Origin of the sequence: Pontibacterium granulatum, from assembly GCF_029961155.1 — a bacterium.
GTDB lineage: Bacteria > Pseudomonadota > Gammaproteobacteria > Pseudomonadales > Balneatricaceae > Pontibacterium > Pontibacterium granulatum.
In genome coordinates, this window is sequence record NZ_JASBRH010000004.1 from 25880 (window position 1) to 42657 (window position 16778).

Annotated in this window: 17 protein-coding genes; 7 read left to right on the plus strand and 10 right to left on the minus strand. The window is 55.3% G+C overall.

Annotation, left to right across the window (positions count from 1 at the left end; genetic code table 11):
• Positions 1–14: 14 nt before the first annotated feature.
• From QKW35_RS04820 to QKW35_RS04830, 3 genes are read right to left on the minus strand one after another with little or no spacing between them, the layout of a single operon-like run.
• Positions 15–1349, minus strand: a complete 1335-nt coding sequence (locus QKW35_RS04820; RefSeq protein WP_282351125.1) for an N-acetylmuramoyl-L-alanine amidase — start codon at positions 1347–1349, stop codon at positions 15–17.
• Between the two features lie 9 nt (positions 1350–1358).
• Complete coding sequence (gene tsaE, locus QKW35_RS04825) at positions 1359–1826, minus strand: tRNA (adenosine(37)-N6)-threonylcarbamoyltransferase complex ATPase subunit type 1 TsaE (protein WP_282351126.1); 468 nt, start codon at positions 1824–1826, stop codon at positions 1359–1361.
• Positions 1827–1869: 43 nt separating this feature from the next.
• On the minus strand, positions 1870–3381 hold the full coding sequence (locus tag QKW35_RS04830; RefSeq protein WP_282351127.1) for an NAD(P)H-hydrate dehydratase: 1512 nt from the start codon (positions 3379–3381) through the stop codon (positions 1870–1872).
• Positions 3382–3492: 111 nt separating this feature from the next.
• Between QKW35_RS04830 and queG the strand changes: the two genes are divergently transcribed.
• Entirely contained in the window at positions 3493–4617 is a 1125-nt protein-coding gene (queG, locus tag QKW35_RS04835) for a tRNA epoxyqueuosine(34) reductase QueG (protein ID WP_282351129.1), read from the plus strand.
• Here the strand turns inward: queG and orn are convergent.
• A complete protein-coding gene (gene orn / locus QKW35_RS04840) occupies positions 4614–5159 on the minus strand; it encodes an oligoribonuclease (RefSeq protein WP_282351131.1) in 546 nt (181 codons plus the stop codon). The genes queG and orn overlap by 4 nt on opposite strands.
• A 227-nt stretch (positions 5160–5386) precedes the next feature.
• On the opposite strand from orn, the gene rsgA reads away from it, so the two are divergent.
• The 5 genes from rsgA (at position 5387) to ygfZ (ending at position 11044) form a co-directional block, all read left to right on the plus strand.
• Complete coding sequence (rsgA, locus tag QKW35_RS04845) at positions 5387–6409, plus strand: small ribosomal subunit biogenesis GTPase RsgA (protein ID WP_282351142.1); 1023 nt, start codon at positions 5387–5389, stop codon at positions 6407–6409.
• Positions 6410–6443: 34 nt separating this feature from the next.
• Positions 6444–8078 (plus strand): HDOD domain-containing protein, encoded by a 1635-nt coding sequence (locus tag QKW35_RS04850; protein WP_282351144.1) that lies wholly within the window; start codon positions 6444–6446, stop codon positions 8076–8078.
• Between the two features lie 66 nt (positions 8079–8144).
• On the plus strand, positions 8145–8960 hold the full coding sequence (locus QKW35_RS04855) for a sulfurtransferase (RefSeq protein WP_282351145.1): 816 nt from the start codon (positions 8145–8147) through the stop codon (positions 8958–8960).
• 48 nt (positions 8961–9008) lie between these two features.
• Positions 9009–9905 carry an archaetidylserine decarboxylase gene (asd, locus tag QKW35_RS04860; RefSeq protein ID WP_282351147.1) on the plus strand — a complete coding sequence of 299 codons (897 nt, stop codon included), beginning with the start codon at positions 9009–9011 and terminating at the stop codon, positions 9903–9905.
• Positions 9906–9991: 86 nt separating this feature from the next.
• The gene (ygfZ, locus tag QKW35_RS04865) at positions 9992–11044 is read left to right on the plus strand and encodes a CAF17-like 4Fe-4S cluster assembly/insertion protein YgfZ (RefSeq protein ID WP_282351149.1); all 1053 of its coding nucleotides are present in this window, start codon (positions 9992–9994) and stop codon (positions 11042–11044) included.
• Positions 11045–11243: 199 nt separating this feature from the next.
• Here ygfZ and ung read toward each other — a convergent pair whose 3' ends face one another.
• From ung to QKW35_RS04895, 6 genes are all read right to left on the minus strand, one after another.
• A complete protein-coding gene (ung, locus tag QKW35_RS04870) occupies positions 11244–11936 on the minus strand; it encodes a uracil-DNA glycosylase (RefSeq protein WP_282351151.1) in 693 nt (230 codons plus the stop codon).
• 4 nt (positions 11937–11940) lie between these two features.
• A complete protein-coding gene (locus tag QKW35_RS04875; protein WP_282351152.1) occupies positions 11941–12372 on the minus strand; it encodes a hypothetical protein in 432 nt (143 codons plus the stop codon).
• Between the two features lie 82 nt (positions 12373–12454).
• Positions 12455–13957, minus strand: coding sequence for a lysine--tRNA ligase (gene lysS, locus QKW35_RS04880; RefSeq protein ID WP_282351153.1), 1503 nt, complete (start codon positions 13955–13957; stop codon positions 12455–12457).
• A gap of 35 nt (positions 13958–13992) precedes the next feature.
• Positions 13993–15087 (minus strand): peptide chain release factor 2, encoded by a 1095-nt coding sequence (gene prfB, locus QKW35_RS04885; RefSeq protein ID WP_282351154.1) that lies wholly within the window; start codon positions 15085–15087, stop codon positions 13993–13995.
• Positions 15088–15180: 93 nt separating this feature from the next.
• Entirely contained in the window at positions 15181–15702 is a 522-nt protein-coding gene (gene fldB, locus QKW35_RS04890; RefSeq protein WP_282351155.1) for a flavodoxin FldB, read from the minus strand.
• A gap of 240 nt (positions 15703–15942) precedes the next feature.
• Positions 15943–16272, minus strand: coding sequence for a phasin family protein (locus tag QKW35_RS04895; protein ID WP_282351156.1), 330 nt, complete (start codon positions 16270–16272; stop codon positions 15943–15945).
• A gap of 118 nt (positions 16273–16390) precedes the next feature.
• Here QKW35_RS04895 and gloA point away from each other — a divergent pair, with 118 nt between their 5' ends.
• On the plus strand, positions 16391–16774 hold the full coding sequence (gene gloA / locus QKW35_RS04900; RefSeq protein ID WP_282351157.1) for a lactoylglutathione lyase: 384 nt from the start codon (positions 16391–16393) through the stop codon (positions 16772–16774).
• The last annotated feature ends 4 nt before the right edge of the window (positions 16775–16778 follow it).

Genomic DNA, 16778 nt, shown 5'->3' on the forward strand with positions numbered 1-16778 from the left:
GTAAGGAACCTGGATTAACTCGAAGGAATTCGCAGCACCTGACCCACACGGATACGGTCATTGGTCAGCTTATTGGCATCGCGCAGTGCTTTCAGCGCCACGCCGTTACGTGATGCGATCACGGACAGGGTATCACCCCGAACGACTTTGTAAGTCCGCGCGGAAGGCGAAGACCCTTGCGCCTCAGCAACATAGGTCATCATCGGCGGTTTACGGGCAAAGTGAGAGGTAATACCCGCATGAATCGCCTTGGCCATCTGTCTCTGATAGCTGCGGGTTTTCAGCTTTTTTGCTTCGCCCGGGTTGGAGATAAAACCGGTTTCCACCAGCAGCGACGGGATATCCGGCGATTTCAGTACCACAAACCCAGCCTGCTCCACCGTTGGCTTGTGCATGCGGGCAAAGCGGGAGATATTCTTGTGAATGTTCTTGGCCACCTGGCGGCTATCGGAACGGCTGGCGGTCATCGACATATCCAGCAACACACCGGCCAGTACATCATCTTTGTCTTCCAGGCTGACACTACCCACACCACCGATCAGGTCGGCACTGTTCTCTTTACGCGCCAGCCAACGACCCACTTCACTGGTCGCGCCGCGGCCAGACAATACCCACACTGATGCCCCGCGGGCACGTGCGTCTTTAAATGCGTCCGCATGGATGGAAACAAAGAGGTCCGCATTTTGCTTACGGGCTTTTTTGGTGCGGCCGCGCAAACTGATGTAGTAGTCGCTGGTACGGGTTAATACTGCTTTGTATCCCGGCGTGCTATCGAACAGCTTTTTGAGGTCCTGAGCGATCGCCAGCACAACGTCCTTCTCCCGCACGCGGCCCGACCCAATCGCCCCCGGATCATCTCCACCGTGGCCGGCATCGATTGACACGATAATGTCACGCGCCATGCCGACGGCTTTGGGTTGATACACTGCTTTTTTCACCGTCTGCGGCTTATCTTCATCGAAGAGATCCACCACCAACCGGTGTCCGTATTGCTGATTAGGTTTCAGGGCGAAGCTCTTCGGCCGCACCGCTCGCTTCAAATCCAGCACAATACGCAGCTGTTTGCCGTTTTTGCCTTTGCGAATCTGTTTGATCGGGCTTTTGCTGAGCGCCAGCTTGGAGATATCCGCACTCATGGTGGAGGAATCCACATCGAGAACGATGCGATCCGGCTTTTTCAGGGTAAATATCTTATGGTCTGCGGGACCGGACAGGTCAAACACCAGACGTGCGTTATCTGGTGCCAGCCAGATACGCACATTTTTAATGTTTGCCGCATGCACCGCCGATACGCCGAAGCAGAGCGTTAGCAGCAAAACTGTTCTAAAACCTGTCAGAAAAGCCGTCATCCTGATCTTTTACGTTGTTTGTTCCAAGAGTTTATCGGCCACCTGCTGACCAAACTGAGTCTTCGGCTGCCATTTAATACGTCGTCCCTGCCCTTCAACAGTGATGGACAACGTCAAGTCGGGTTTTGGCAGGATCCCCGCGCCTTTATCAGGCCACTCAATAAGACAGAGCGCCTGATTGTCAAAATAATCACGAATACCCAGATACTCAAGCTCTTCCGGGTCTGCCAGACGATACAGGTCAAAATGGTAAACCAGATTACCCGCCAGCTCGTAGGGTTCTACCAGCGTATAGGTCGGACTCTTAACGGCACCTGTATGACCAAACGCCTGTAACACCCCACGACACAGGGTGGTTTTCCCCATCCCCAGGTCACCCTGCAGGAAGACTACTCCCCGGCCGCCACTGGCATTTGCCAGATCCTTGCCGAACGCCACCATTGCCGTTTCATCGGCTAACACTCGCTGATACTGCATCTGAACTCTATGTTCCATTAAGGCTACTAACTTTGCACTAAGGCTACTTTCCGTTGATCACGTGGGGCAACGCCGCTATCAGGTCAGTCGCCACCATACCACGCTCGCCCTGAATTTCGGCAACACGATCCGCAGCCACGGCGTGAAGGTAAACTCCCATCCGCGCGGCGTCGACCGGTCTCAGGCCCTGTACCCACAACGCGCCTATGATACCTGAAAGTACATCCCCCATCCCACCGGTCGCCATCCCCGGATTACCTTTATCACACAGATAGAGTGCATCGCCGTCGGTCACCAGCGATCCGGCCCCTTTCAGCACCACAGACCCACCGCAGGCACGCTGTAATCGCTCTATCGCCAGGAAGCGATCTTCCTGCAGATCCGACACCGGACTGTCGAGCAAACGTCCCGCCTCACCCGGGTGTGGGGTCAGTATCCAGGTGTCCCGACTGAAGCGTTCAACGCCCCACCGACAGATCAGATTCAGGGCATCCGCATCCACCACCAGCGGTTTATCTGCCGCCAGAATCCGCTGCAGCATCGCCTGTCCCCAGGACCCCTGCCCCAACCCGGGACCAACCACAATTACATCGGCATTCTCCAGCATCGGTTCCAGTTGGCCCGCACTGCTAATACCACGCGTCATCACCTCGGGAATACGCACCAATGCCGCTGGAACATGTTCAGGCCGAGTGGCAAGCGTGATCAACCCGGCACCGGTGCGGGCAGTCGCCTCCGCGGCCATCAAGGCAGCACCGCCCATACCCAAGTCTCCACCTACAATCAGGACACGACCGTTAGTACCTTTATGGGCTGATCGGGCACGGGCAGGCAGCAGCTCTTCTCTGTCACTGCGTGACGTACGGAAGGCATTCACAGGCACCTGCTCGTACACCTCTTCCGGCAGTTTCAAGTTGTCAAAGTAGAGTTGACCAACATGGTCGACCGCTTCATGGGTTAATAAACCCTGCTTCACACCAATAAAGGTAACGGTACAGTCCGCACGCACCGCGCTACCCAACACCGAACCCGTATCACTGCACAGTCCAGACGGGATATCCACAGCGAGAACCGGTTTACCACTGCGGTTCAGCTGATCGATTGCCTGCCGTGCACTGCCGCGTACCTCACCACCCAGGCCAGTGCCGAGCATGGCATCTACCACCACATCACCGGTAAACGGCATTCCTGAGCGGTAGTACGCCACATCGATATCCTGTTCCAGCATCCAACGCCATGCCTCCAGCGCTTCACCGCGCAGGCGATCCGCAAAACCGTCATCGCCCAGACAGATCACCTGCACATCGATACCACGGGTTTTCGCCAGCACAGCCATCACAAAGCCGTCGCCGCCATTGTTACCACCGCCACACAACAGTGTCAGACGTTCCAGATCGGACCAACGCTCCTGCAGCACGACAAACGCCGCATGACCGGCTCGCTGCATCAATTTGAAGCCCGGAATCCCAAATTGTTCTATCGCCGTACGGTCAAGGGCACGGCTTTGCTCAGCCGTGTATAATGTGGCCGGCAGTTTGGTTCGGTCGAGTGACATGATTCAGACTCCAGTGCAGATTGCAGTGTTGCAGATATTCCCGTATTTCTGCCCCATTATAAATCAATCAACGCGAAAGCGACCCAGCCGCGAGCAACGACAGCACCGCCTATGCGATCCCCAACACCTGAACAACTCGACCAGCTGACCCAAGACATTAAGACCTGGGCGCGGGAGCTGGGATTCCAGCAATGCGGTATCACCACCCCCGACCTGAGTGAGCACGGAGATCATCTCAAAGCGTGGCTGGACGCGGGTTATCAAGGGCAGATGGACTACCTGAATAACCATTTTGAAAAACGGCTGGATCCTACCCTGCTGGTGCCGGGCACCCAACGTATCATCTGTGTACGTATGGACTATATGCCGGAAAATACCCGTAAGCTGGAGACCCTGAGCAACTCTAACAAAGGTTACGTTGCCCGCTACACCCTCGGACGCGACTACCACAAGCTGATGCGAAAACGCCTGACCCAGCTAGGAAAAAAGATCGCAGAGCAAGTTGATGAACTGGGCTACCGTGCGTTTGTGGACAGCGCCCCCGTCCTGGAACGCCCATTGGCGCAGAAGGCGGGTATCGGTTGGATAGGCAAACACGGCCTGGTACTCAACCGCGAAGCCGGTTCCTGGTTCCTGTTGGGCGAGCTGTTTATCGACCTGGCCCTGCCGATCGATCCCCCCGAAACCGAAAACCACTGTGGCCGCTGCTCCGCCTGTATCGATGTCTGCCCTACAGAGGCCTTTCCACAGCCGGGTGTGCTGGATGGCAGCCGCTGCATCTCGTATCTGACCATCGAGCTCAAAGGCAACATCCCGGAAGAGTTACGCAGCAAGATGGGCAACCGGATCTTCGGCTGCGACGACTGCCAGCTGATCTGCCCCTGGAACAGTTTCTCCCACTACACTCAGGAAGCTGACTTTTATCCGCGCAACGACCTAGGCGATGCCGATCTGCTGGAGCTGTTCAGCTGGGATGAAGAAACCTTCCTAAAACGCACTGAAGGCTCCGCTATCCGGCGCACCGGCCACGAGGGTTGGCTGCGTAACATCGCAGTGGCGCTGGGAAATGGTCTGGGCGGTGAGGCGGTGATCTCGGCGCTAAACGCCACGCTGGATCACCCGTCTGCGGTGGTACAGGAACATGTACGATGGGCGCTGGACCGGCTGCAGCAGGGGAATCCCCCCCAGCCGCTGCCAATTTTGTCTCACCCGGGCGTGCGACGGGTAAAAGATTAAGCCTCGAGCTTAAAGAACACTTCCCGGTAGTGGCGCAGCTCCTCAATGGAGTCACGAATGTCATCCAATGCCAGGTGAGAACCTTTTTTCTGCACTCCATCCAGCACTTCCGGACGCCAGCGACGGGCGATCTCTTTGATCGTGCTTACATCCAGATTACGGTAGTGGAAGAAACTCTCCAGCTCCGGCATATGGCGATACAGGAAACGACGGTCCTGACCAATGCTGTTACCACAGATCGGAGATGCACCTTTATCCACATGCTCCAGCAGGAACTCGATGGTACGTTGTTCTGCTTCGCGTTCGTTGATGGTGCTGTCCTTCACCCGCTGGGTCAGACCGGATTTACCGTGCTGATTGGTGCACCACTCATCCATCCCATCCAGAACGGAATCAGGCTGATGGATCGCCATGGTTGGCCCCTCGGCGATAACATTCAGATCAGCATCGGTTACGATCGTGGCGATCTCGATGATGTAGTCGTTATCCGGGTCCAGGCCCGTCATCTCCAGATCGATCCAAATCAGGTTGCTATTACGCACGCCGTCACATCCTCCACTCGATTATTTAGCCTTCCCTGACCGGTAGTACGGATTGTTGGTAATTATTACCGTCATACCAAAAGGCTCGTTAATATTTTTCTATGGGTTAGAATACCTTAGCTTAGTGGTTTAGCCACCCCCGACAATAGACGAAATTGTAGTTTGCATCGTCTCTTCCCGGCCAGGTAAACCGATCCCAAGACAAAAAGGTAGTCCGCAGCTGTTGCATGGCAAAACGTAAACTGACCCGCCGCCAGGCTTGGCGTATACAGAAAATTCAGGACGAGCGCGCCGCTCGCGCCGCCAAAAAAGATGCCTCGATTGACGAGCAGCTGGATGGCGGCGACCTGGGCCCCGAACAACACGGTCTGATCATCTCCCACTTTGGCCGCCAGGTGGATGTGGAAGCCAGCGAAGGCGAACGCCAGGGCGAGATCATCCGTTGCCATATGCGCACCAACCTGGGCCAACTGGTTACCGGCGACCGCGTGATCTGGCGTGCCAACCCGGACGGTGGTGTGGTAGTAGCCAAGCTGGACCGTAAAACCGAGCTGGTGCGCCCAAATCCCTACGGCGAAATGAAACCGGTAGCAGCCAACATAGATTACATCGTGCTGACCATCGCCGTTGAACCGCTGGCACATGCCAACCTTATCGACCGTTATCTGGTCGCAGCAGAACTCAGCGGCATCGAACCGGTGATCCTGCTCAACAAAACCGACCTGCTTACCGATAAAAACCGCGCGCGTATCGATACCATGCTGAAGCGTTACCAAAGCATCGGTTACCGCGTCCTGCACGCATCCTCCTCGACCCAGGACGGACTCAACGAACTCAAAGCCCATCTGAAAGATCGCATCAGTGTTTTTGTGGGTCAATCCGGCGTGGGCAAGTCCTCTTTGATTAATGTTTTGCTACCAGGTGTCGATCTAAAGGTAGGTGAGTTATCGGAACAAACCCGCAAGGGCCGTCACACCACCACCACGGCGCGGCTTTTTCATTTCCCGGAGGGGGGTGACCTGATAGATTCACCGGGAATACGCGAATTTGGACTCTGGCATATCGATCCGGAACAGCTAATCGATGGTTTCAGGGAGCTACGAGAACATACCGGGCACTGTCGGTTCCGCGATTGCAAACACGAGCAGGAACCGGGCTGTGCGCTGAAAGATGCCATTGCAGAAGGCAAAATCAGTGAAGCACGCTGGCAAAGCTTCAGGCACATCCTCGCCTCGCTGGATGAGCAGTAGACACTGAGGGTAGTTGAGCAACGGACGAAGGCCGATGAGTTTGCAGGAATCGCCACAGGATCTGGCTGGCTGGATCCAGTATCTGAAAGATAAGACCTTGCCGGTACGTGGCAGTGTTAAACTACGCCTGTTGCAAGCGGTGGATAGTGATGTTACCACCTTGCAGACGCTCGGGAATCTAATCAAATCAGACCCGGCGGTCTGTCTGCATCTGGTGCGTGTAGCGAACAAACTGCACAGAGAGAAAGGCTCTGCTGTAACCAGTATCGAACACGCGGTGCACTCACTCGGTTTTGACCGTATCCAACAAACCATCGAACAGCTTGAACTGATCCGCCTGAATGCCGGTTCGGTCTCCCATAAGCTTTTCTTCCGCTCCACTGCCAACAGCCATCACGCCTCCATCCAGGTGCGCGAATGGCTGAAGGGAAAAGGCAACGTCTTTGCCGAAGAACTGCAGTTGGCGGCTTTGTTCTACGGCATAGGTCACTGGATGATGTGGCTGCACGCGCCGTTACATATGAGTCTGATCCACCAGAAAATTCGCGAAAAACATGTGGATGTAGTATTGGCGGAAACCGACGTGCTGGGCTGTACCATCCAGCAAATCTCCCACGACCTGGCGATGGAGTGGGGCCTGCCAGAGCTGGTTTTCGAAAGCTTGGATCACGAAACTTCCCCGGGGCGCGACATTATCGACCTGATGCATCGCCGCTCGCTGAAAGATCCAACCATCGACGATGAAGAGCGCCGCGAACTGAACCACCTGGTGCAGCAAAAGTACTTCCCGGTGAAACTCTCCAACTGGCTGGCAATCACTGCCTCCTTTGGTTGGCGGCAGAAAAAAACCAAACAGCTGAGCATGATCATCAGCGACTACCTGTGCGAAAACACCGCCGAGGTCGTAGGCAAGCTGCATCAAAACTGCGCCACTGCGGCCCGTATCTACAATGTGCCCGGCACCCTGTCCCACGCCACCGAGCTGATTATGCTCGAGTCGGATCTGGTACCAAGCTACAAGATCACCCCCAAAGAACTGCAAAGCGTGGTGATCGAGTGCCCGCGCCCGTCGGTCGAACGCATGCGTCTGCGCTCTCGCCCGGTGGAACAGGAGATTATCCGTACCGCCTACGCACCGGTGGAGATCGAGTTTAAGAACGAAGAGTTGTTTAAAAAACTGGCGGTCGCCTTTATCAAGGGCTCACCCAAGATCAAAACCCAGGGCCATATTCTACAGTGCATTCAGAAAGCGCTGGCAGACGGTCTGGGTATGCGCCACGTAACCCTGCTTCGCGTACACAACAAACTGATGGCCACAGCCCTCTCATCTGGCCTACCCACAGACAACGCCCTGGCCAACTACCGTTTTGACCTAGAAATCCCCAGCATCTTCAAGCGATTGTGCGACAAGCCTGGCTATCTCTGGATCACACCGCAGACCCGTGAAAAGACTATCAATGCGCTGCCGGAAAGCTACCACAGCTTCATCCCTGAGAGCGGTGCCATCCTGATGTCCCTCTTCGATGGCGACGAACCGGTGGCGATTGTACATGTGGATAACCGCGACCATGCGATCGATGATTTCCACAACAAACGCACCCGTTATATCTACACAGCAGCCGGACAAGCCTTCAAAAACCTGACCACGAGCAGTTCCGAGACTATCTGAGGAAGCTGAGATTCCTGCCACTTTGCTATATGATGCGGTTCATAGAGTTATTTTCGGAACCGTAGTATGAGCTTACCTCTTGTAATTGAAGCAGCAGAATTGGCGGAAAATCTGTCCAATCCCAACGTGCTGATCATTGATCTGTCCGACGAAGAGACCTACAACCAGGGTCATATTCCCGGCGCAGTGCGTGTCGATAGCTTCCGACTGATGTTGGGTTCCGGTCCTGTACCCAACAAGCTACCCACTGCCGAACAACTTAGCGCCCTGTTCTCCGAACTGGGTCTGAGCGCAGACACCCACGTGGTGGCCTATGACAACCAGATGGGGCCGCTGGCGGGCCGTATGATCTGGACACTGAACCTGGTTGGACACGAGAACTGCTCGTTCCTCAACGGTCAGCTTTCCGCCTGGCTTGAAGCGGGTCAACCTCTGGAAGCAAGCGCCAACACCCGCGAACCCAATCTGTTTTCCGCGCAGATCGATACGGACTATATAGCCGATGTTGCGTATATCAACGACCACCTGCGCGATCCACACACCGTAATCTGGGATGCCCGCTCCGCTGAGGAATTCCGTGGTGAGAAGATCGTGAACGCACAGAAAGGAGGGCATATTCCCGGCGCCCGCCTGTACGAGTGGACCGATGTGATGGTTGCACCGGGCCGTGACACCCGCCTGCGCCCTGCGGCCGAAATTCTGGCGGAGCTGGACCAGCTGGGCATCAGCACCGACAAGGAAGTAATCACTCACTGCCAGACCCATCGCCGCTCAGGCCTCACTTATCTGGTAGCCAAACACCTGGGATTCAGGAAGATCCGCTGCTACGACGGCTCCTGGTTCGAGTGGGGTAACCTGCCCGATACACCGGTCGAACAGTAATCAGTTCTAACCGTACTACCGAATTCAGTCATTAACGGATACACAACCTTGAAAGACACACTCTTTATCTTGATGCAGCATATCCTGCCGCAGCATCTGATTTCCCGTTTTGTAGGCCGTATCGCGGAATGCACCAATCCATGGGTTAAGAACACCTTTACCACATGGTTCGCCAAACGTTACAACATCAACATGTCCGAAGCGCTGGTCGAAGACCCGACCGCATATGCAAACTTCAACGCATTCTTCACCCGTGAACTGAAACCGGGTATCCGTCCGATCGATGAAGCGGACGAAGCGATCGTCAGCCCGGCCGACGGTGCCGTAAGCCAACTGGGCGATATCGAGCACGGCCGCATCTTCCAGGCCAAGGGCCGTGGTTACGGACTAGCCACCTTGCTGGGTGGCGACCAGAAACTGGCCGACCAGTTCATCAACGGCTCCTTTGCCACCATCTACCTGTCCCCTAAGGACTATCACCGCGTACACATGCCGTTCACCGGTACCCTGCGTGAAACCATCTACGTGCCGGGCGATCTTTACTCCGTCAACCAGACCACTGCCGCCAACGTCGACCAGCTGTTTGCCCGCAACGAACGCCTGGTGGCGATCTTTGATACCGAACGTGGCCCTATGGCGATGGTACTGGTTGGTGCGATGATTGTCGCAGGGATTGAAACCGTCTGGTCCGGCCATGAAGCACCACGCATCAAAGCGCCGGTGCGCACCGCGTTCCAGGCGGAACCGCAGGAACCGATCACCCTGCAAAAAGGTGAAGAGATGGGCCGCTTCAAACTGGGATCAACCGTAGTGCTGCTGTTTGGTGAAGATGCCGTCAACTGGCAGGATCACCTGAAGGCGGAAAGCCCGCTACGCCTGGGTGAGCGTATCGCCACCAGCACCGCCGTTGCCGAAAGCCGCAACGACGACAGCGCTGCCGCCTAATCCCTTACATTCTGTCGGCTGTAGGCCGCCACAAAATGACCTAAAATTCCAGGACGGAGCCCAACCACTCCGTCCCGGAATATCAGATGGATAACGCACGAGAAGCTATGAGCAACTGGATTGAAAGCCTGCAAGCACAAGGCGCCGTGATCAACGCGGATAACACAGTCAGCCTGACCGCCAAGGCCAGCGGCGGTACGGTGATTCCACTGCTGCACCAGCGTGTTCTGACGGTTACAGGCCCGGACAGTGAAAAATTCCTGCAGGGCCAGCTCAGCTGTGACCTGGCACAGACCCTCGCCAGCGGCAGCTCTATGGGATCCCACTGCAACATCAAGGGACACATGATCAGCCTGTTCCGCGTGATTACCATCGCGGACGGTTTTATGCTCCGCCTGCACAATGATATCCACGATATCGCCGCGCAGACGCTGGGCAAGTACATCATCTTCTCCAAGGCCGAGATCGCGAAACCCGGTGATGCCGTTGTAGGCATCGGTCTGCAGGGCGAAAACGCAGCAGAACTGGCGAAAATCGCTGTCTCAGAACTGCCTGCGGAGACCAACGGTGTCAGCCAGCAAGGTGACCGCACTCTCATCTCCGTACCGGGTGGTCGCTACGAACTGTGGTTGCCACAGGAAGACGCGGTAGCGCTGCTGCCGGAACTGCTGGCACTGGGCCAGCTGGGTGACAGCAACGACTGGCTGCTGAGCGAAGTCCGCGCGGCCATTCCGGATCTGCGTACCGCGACCATTGAAGCCTTTATCCCACAGATGACCAACCTGCAGGCCCTCAACGGCGTCAGCTTCACCAAAGGCTGCTACACCGGTCAGGAGATCGTGACCCGTCTGCAGCACCGTGGTCAGTTGAAGCGCCCGATGTACCGTCTGAAGTCTGCCTGCGACACCCTGCCACAGGCGGGTGATACCGTCTTCAGCGACAGCAAGGAGAATGCTGGGCAGGTTGTGGTTGCCGCACGCAACGAAGCGGGCGAATGCGAACTGCTGGCAGTGGTGATCAAGGAGCAAGCCGACAACGACATCCTGCATCTGCAGGCACAGGACGGCCCGGTGGCAACTGTCGAGGAGTTGCCATATGAACTCGATCCAAAGATGTTTGAGGCCAAGAACCGCCTCTGAGCGTAACGGCTGAAGATAAAAAACGCCCTGACTGGTAACAGTTCAGGGCGTTTTTTATGGTTCATCGCCAGATAGCGTGGCGCCAAGAAAGCAACTCAGTTGTAGGTTGGCCTTCCCTGCACGAAACCCAACAGGCATAGGGCAATGTTGCGCCGACACGTTGGGCATCGCTGCGCGATGGCCTACCTACACTTTTTTCTCAGCTTTCATTCGCTTCAGCCGGCAACTGCCAGTTGATCGGCGTTTTGCCATGTTGCTGCAGGTAGTCATTGGCCTGGCTGAAGTGACGGCAACCAAAGAAGCCACGGTGCGCCGCCAACGGCGACGGATGCGGCGCTTTCAGCACCAGATGACGCTGAGTATCGATAAACGCCCCTTTCTTCTGTGCATAACTGCCCCAGAGCATGAACACCACGTTTTCACAACGTTCGTTTACCAGATGGATCACCCGGTCGGTGAACTGTTCCCAGCCCCGCCCCTGATGGGACGCCGCCTGGCTCTGCTCTACGGTCAGCACGCTGTTCAGCAGCAGCACGCCCTGCTGCGCCCAGCTTTCCAGATAACCGTGATTTACCGGCGCCACGCCCAGATCGCTGTTCAGCTCCTTGTAGATATTCACCAGTGACGGCGGGATCTTGATGCCCGGGCGTACCGAGAAACAGAGACCGTGCGCCTGATCCGGCTGGTGATACGGGTCCTGCCCCAGGATCACCACCTTCACCTGGTCCAGCGGTGTCGTTTCCAGGGCGTGAAACCATTTGGAAGAATGTGGATAGATCACCTTACGCTGCGTTTTCTGCTCATGCAGAAACTGCTTCAGACTCAGCATATACGGCTGTTCAAACTCGACAGCCAACCCCTCTTGCCAGCTTGGTGCTGCTTCCAGAACCATACGTTCAGGACTCCCCACAATTCTTGTTAATCAGATCCGCTTTGGTCAGCACCTTGCGGTGCCAGAGCGAATAGTACCGTACTTTGCCCGGCGCGTGAGAGACCACACCCGAAATCAGGATCACCAACAAGTAGATCATGGTCTGCGGCTCGTCGAACAACCAGAATACGGTGGAGAGCAGCAACAACTTCAAAAATATCGCCTGCCCCCTCAACTGCAGCAACCAGATACCATCCACATAGACCGCCATCGCCGCCATCAAGAAACCACTCAACACCGCCAGCCACAGATAAGGCATCCACTGGCTCTCGGGCAGATGAAACAGGTAGGCGCCGGCCAGCCCGGCGATTCCCATCAGGTGGAAGGTGCGCAAAGTGATGCTCAACCAGCGACGGCCTGGAAAGTCACGCTTATCGATAGGAAATAACCAGCTCATTGTACTCTCGCCCTCTGCACGCTCTTTGTTCCAGATATAAAAAAGGCTGCCAGAGGGCAGCCTTTTCTTCAACTGATAGAGATCAGGTACGTGGACGCATCGCCGGGAACAGGATGACGTCACGGATAGACGGAGAATCAGTGAACAGCATCACCAGACGGTCGATACCGATACCTTCACCCGCTGTTGGCGGCAGGCCGTATTCCAGAGCGTTGATGTAGTCGGCATCGTAGTGCATCGCTTCATCATCACCTGCATCCTTCTCTGCCACCTGCTGGCGGAAACGCTCAGCCTGGTCTTCAGAGTCGTTAAGCTCCGAGAAACCGTTCGCCAGCTCACGGCCACCAACGAAGAATTCGAAACGGTCAGTGACGAATGGGTTGTCGTCGCTACGACGTGCCAGTGGAGACACCTCGGTTGGATACTCGGTAATGAAGGTCGGCTGCTGCAGACGGTGCTCTACGGTCTTCTCGAAGATCTCGATCTGTACCTTACCCAGACCCCAGCTGTCTTTCACATCGATATCCAGGCGCTCTGCGATCTGGCGAGCGGCGTGCTCATCCGCCAGAGCTTCCGCTTTGATATCCTGGTTGTAGTGCAGGATGGAGTCGAACACGCTCAGGCGCTGGAACGGTTTCGCCAAATCGTATTCGAAGGTTTCCAGAACCTCACCCTCTTCGTTACGCACGGTGTTAACGATGGTGGTGGTACCCAGAACGTCCTGCGCTACGGTACGCAGCATGTCTTCGGTCAGGTCCATCAGGTCACGGTAGTCCGCGTACGCCTGGTAGAATTCGATCATGGTGAATTCCGGGTTGTGACGCGTAGACAGACCTTCGTTACGGAAGTTACGGTTGATCTCGAACACACGCTCGAAGCCACCTACAACCAAACGCTTCAGGTACAGTTCCGGCGCGATACGCAGGTACATGTCGCGGTCCAGCGCGTTGTGGTGGGTGATGAATGGACGTGCTGTCGCACCACCCGGGATCACCTGCAGCATTGGTGTTTCTGCTTCGATGAAACGACGCTCGGTCAGGTAGTTGCGGATACCGGCAACAATCTTGGAACGCGCTTCGAAAACCTTACGGGACTGTTCGTTGGTGATCAGATCCACGTAGCGCTGACGGTAACGAATCTCGGTGTCCTGCAGACCTTTGTGCTTGTCTGGCAGCGGACGCAGGTTCTTGGTCAGCAACTGGTATTCGCCCATATCCACGTACAGGTCGCCTTTACCGGACTTGTGCAGTTCACCGGTCACACCGATGATGTCACCCAGATCCAGGCTCTTGGCAAATTTACGCGCGTCTTTGTTCACGTAGAACTGGATGCGGCCGGACATATCCTGGATTACACCAAACGCACCACGGTTCAGCATTACACGACCGGCAACGCTAACCTTGATACCGGCTTCGGCCAGCTCTTCCTTGCTCATCTCGCCGTACTTTTCCTGCAGATCCTGCGCGTAGCTGTCACGGCGGAAAGTGTTCGGAAACGCGTTGCCCTCTTCGCGCAGCGCAGTCAGCTTTTCGCGGCGCTCGGCAATCAGGCGGTTTTCGTCTTGCTGCTGAGTGTTGTCAGACATTGAGTCAAAACCCTTAAGAATTCTTTACGTAAAACTTACAGACCAGCTTTCAGGCTGGCTTCAATAAACAGATCCAGATCACCGTCCAGAACCTTGTCACAGTTGGAAGACTGCACGTTGGTACGCAGATCCTTGATGCGCTGATCGTCCAGCACGTAGGAACGGATCTGACTGCCCCAACCGATATCCGCTTTGTTGTCTTCCATCTCCTGCGCAGCTTCGGAGCGCTTCAGCATCTCCATCTCGTACAGTTTTGCACGCAGCTGTTTCATACAGGTGTCTTTGTTCTGGTGCTGGGAACGCTGGCTCTGGGACTGCACCACAATGCCGGACGGTTCGTGGGTAATACGTACCGCAGATTCAGTACGGTTTACGTGCTGACCACCAGCACCGGAGGCACGGTATACGTCGACACGCAGGTCAGCCGGGTTGATCTCGATCTCGATGTTGTCATCGATTTCCGGGGATACGAATACAGAGGAGAAAGAGGTGTGACGGCGACCACCGGAGTCGAACGGCGACTTACGCACCAGACGGTGAACACCGGTTTCGGTGCGCAACCAACCGAAGGCGTACTCGCCTTCAAAGCGGATCGTTGCGGACTTGATACCTGCCACATCACCGGCAGACACTTCCAGCAATTCAGTTTTGAAGCCTTTATTTTCACCCCAACGCAGATACATACGCAGCATCATGTTGGCCCAGTCCTGCGCCTCGGTACCACCAGACCCCGCCTGAATATCCAGGAAGGCGTTGTTGGCATCGGCTTCACCGGAGAACATACGACGGAACTCGAGGACTTCCAGCTTCGCCATCAGGGCAGCCACTTCCTCCTCAACTTCAGCCACGGTGTCTTCGTCGTCCTCTTCCACGGCCATATCCAGCAGATCGCGAGTATCAACAACACCGGTTTCCAGTTCATCAACAGTCTTTACGACACCTTCCAGCGTAGAGCGCTCTTTACCCAGTTTCTGGGCATTTTCAGGGTCGTTCCACACAGCTGGATCTTCCAGCTCGCGCTCAACCTCTTCCAGACGTTCTTTCTTACCGTCGTAATCCAGATAACCGCGCAGTACAGAGGTACGCTCGGTGATATCCTTCAGGGCGTTGATGATCGGATTGATTTCCATCGCTTGGCTTCAAACTCTCTGATTCGAAAAAAAGGCGGATATTTTACCTGAACACAGGCACTGTTTGAATGTTAGTCAGCGGAAATTTACCGCTCATTCCAGACCAAATTCGGTAATAACCTGTTTTACCCAGGTCTCTACCCGCTCTTCGGTTTCACCTGACTGGCTATCCTGGTCCACCGCAAGGCCCACAAACTGACTCTCATCCTCGGACAGCGCCTTGGAGGCGGTAAATTTATACCCCTGATTGGGCCAGTAACCCACCAGAGTAGCACCATGCTCCTGCAGCTTATCATGCAGCAATCCCATCGCATCCAGGAACCACTCGCCGTAACCGACCTGATCCCCCAGACCAAACAGCGCGCAAGTGCGACCACTGAAGTCAATCTCTTCCAGCTCCGCCCAGAGGTCATCCCAATCTTCCTGCAACTCGCCAAAATCCCAGGTAGGAATCCCCAGAATCAACAGGTCATAGTTGGGAATTGCGGTCAGCCCTTCTTCAGCAATATCATGCTGATCCAGCGCATAACCTTCCAGATGCCCGGCAATCAGGGCCGCAACGTCTTCCGTGTTGCCAGTGGTACTACCGAAAAAAAGACCGATGGTGTTGCTCATCTGCAGTGTAAATCCCAGTCAGAACTATAGACGCGGTCATTATAAGCGTTCTGGCGCCTGTTTGGGATGATGGCTGGGAAGTGATAGATAAAAGAAAAAGCGTAGGCCAGCCCACAACGGTGCTGTCCGACCGGTTCTACCGCCATCTGGCGATAAAAAAGCCAGTGGCAGGACGCCACTGGCTTTTCTTTTGGCAATCAGAGATCTACGCCGGTATGCGCGTGGATCGATAGTGCTGTATTACTTCTTGCTGGCAAACGCGTCGAAGGTATCCTGCGTCAGACGCTCCATCTCATCCCGCGCGTGACCCAGTGCCTGCAGGTTATGCTCGCTGGCATCTTTCAACGTCTCTTCCAGCTTCTTGGCATACTCTTGCTGCAGCTCCAGCAACTCTGCCGGCGACTGGCACTTCTGCATCTCTTTGGTCTGCTCGATTGTTGCTTCAATGCAGGACTTGGTACACGCCATCTGCTGACGGGTGAGCTCTTCCAGCATTTTTGTCTGGATGTTCACCAGATCTTTTATAGGTTCCATCGACTGACTAAACGTTTTGTTCAGATCTTGAAACATAACACCACCCTTCCCTTATCTCTTGTCAATCATCAGTCTCATACTGGTTATACTAAAACACTATGGCAGGGTCGATACAAACTTTCGACCAATGCACAATAACTAAGGAACAGACAACATGCGGATTCTTCATACAATGCTGCGGGTAACCGACCTGCAAAAGTCCATTTCGTTCTACACCGAGATTCTTGGCATGCACCTGTTACGCCGCAAAGACTTCCCAGACGGCAAGTTCACTCTCGCGTTTCTAGGCTACGGTGATGAATCGGAAAACACCGTGCTGGAACTGACCCACAACTGGGAAACCAGTGCCTACGAGCTGGGCAATGCGTATGGCCATATCGCCATTGAAGTGGAAGATGTGTATGCGGCCTGTGATGCGATCAAAGCCAAGGGAGGGGAAGTCGTGCGCGAAGCAGGTCCGATGAAACATGGCAGTACCATCCTGGCCTTTGTGAAAGACCCGGACGGTTACATGATTGAGTTACTGGGTGCGAAGTAGCGGC

What these genes read in the sequence shown, in the direction of transcription:
- ung (WP_282351151.1), bottom strand. Translation starts at nt 11,936, where the DNA reads ATGGTTCTGGAAGCAGCACCAAGCTGGCAAGAGGGGTTGGCTGTCGAG.
- tsaE (WP_282351126.1), bottom strand. Translation starts at nt 1,826, where the DNA reads ATGCAGTATCAGCGAGTGTTAGCCGATGAAACGGCAATGGTGGCGTTC.
- gloA (WP_282351157.1), top strand. Translation starts at nt 16,391, where the DNA reads ATGCGGATTCTTCATACAATGCTGCGGGTAACCGACCTGCAAAAGTCC.
- QKW35_RS04820 (WP_282351125.1), bottom strand. Translation starts at nt 1,349, where the DNA reads ATGACGGCTTTTCTGACAGGTTTTAGAACAGTTTTGCTGCTAACGCTC.
- QKW35_RS04850 (WP_282351144.1), top strand. Translation starts at nt 6,444, where the DNA reads ATGAGTTTGCAGGAATCGCCACAGGATCTGGCTGGCTGGATCCAGTAT.
- lysS (WP_282351153.1), bottom strand. Translation starts at nt 13,957, where the DNA reads ATGTCTGACAACACTCAGCAGCAAGACGAAAACCGCCTGATTGCCGAG.
- fldB (WP_282351155.1), bottom strand. Translation starts at nt 15,702, where the DNA reads ATGAGCAACACCATCGGTCTTTTTTTCGGTAGTACCACTGGCAACACG.
- queG (WP_282351129.1), top strand. Translation starts at nt 3,493, where the DNA reads ATGCGATCCCCAACACCTGAACAACTCGACCAGCTGACCCAAGACATT.
- QKW35_RS04855 (WP_282351145.1), top strand. Translation starts at nt 8,145, where the DNA reads ATGAGCTTACCTCTTGTAATTGAAGCAGCAGAATTGGCGGAAAATCTG.
- rsgA (WP_282351142.1), top strand. Translation starts at nt 5,387, where the DNA reads ATGGCAAAACGTAAACTGACCCGCCGCCAGGCTTGGCGTATACAGAAA.
- prfB (WP_282351154.1), bottom strand. Translation starts at nt 15,087, where the DNA reads ATGGAAATCAATCCGATCATCAACGCCCTGAAGGATATCACCGAGCGT.
- QKW35_RS04895 (WP_282351156.1), bottom strand. Translation starts at nt 16,272, where the DNA reads ATGTTTCAAGATCTGAACAAAACGTTTAGTCAGTCGATGGAACCTATA.
- QKW35_RS04875 (WP_282351152.1), bottom strand. Translation starts at nt 12,372, where the DNA reads ATGAGCTGGTTATTTCCTATCGATAAGCGTGACTTTCCAGGCCGTCGC.
- QKW35_RS04830 (WP_282351127.1), bottom strand. Translation starts at nt 3,381, where the DNA reads ATGTCACTCGACCGAACCAAACTGCCGGCCACATTATACACGGCTGAG.
- ygfZ (WP_282351149.1), top strand. Translation starts at nt 9,992, where the DNA reads ATGGATAACGCACGAGAAGCTATGAGCAACTGGATTGAAAGCCTGCAA.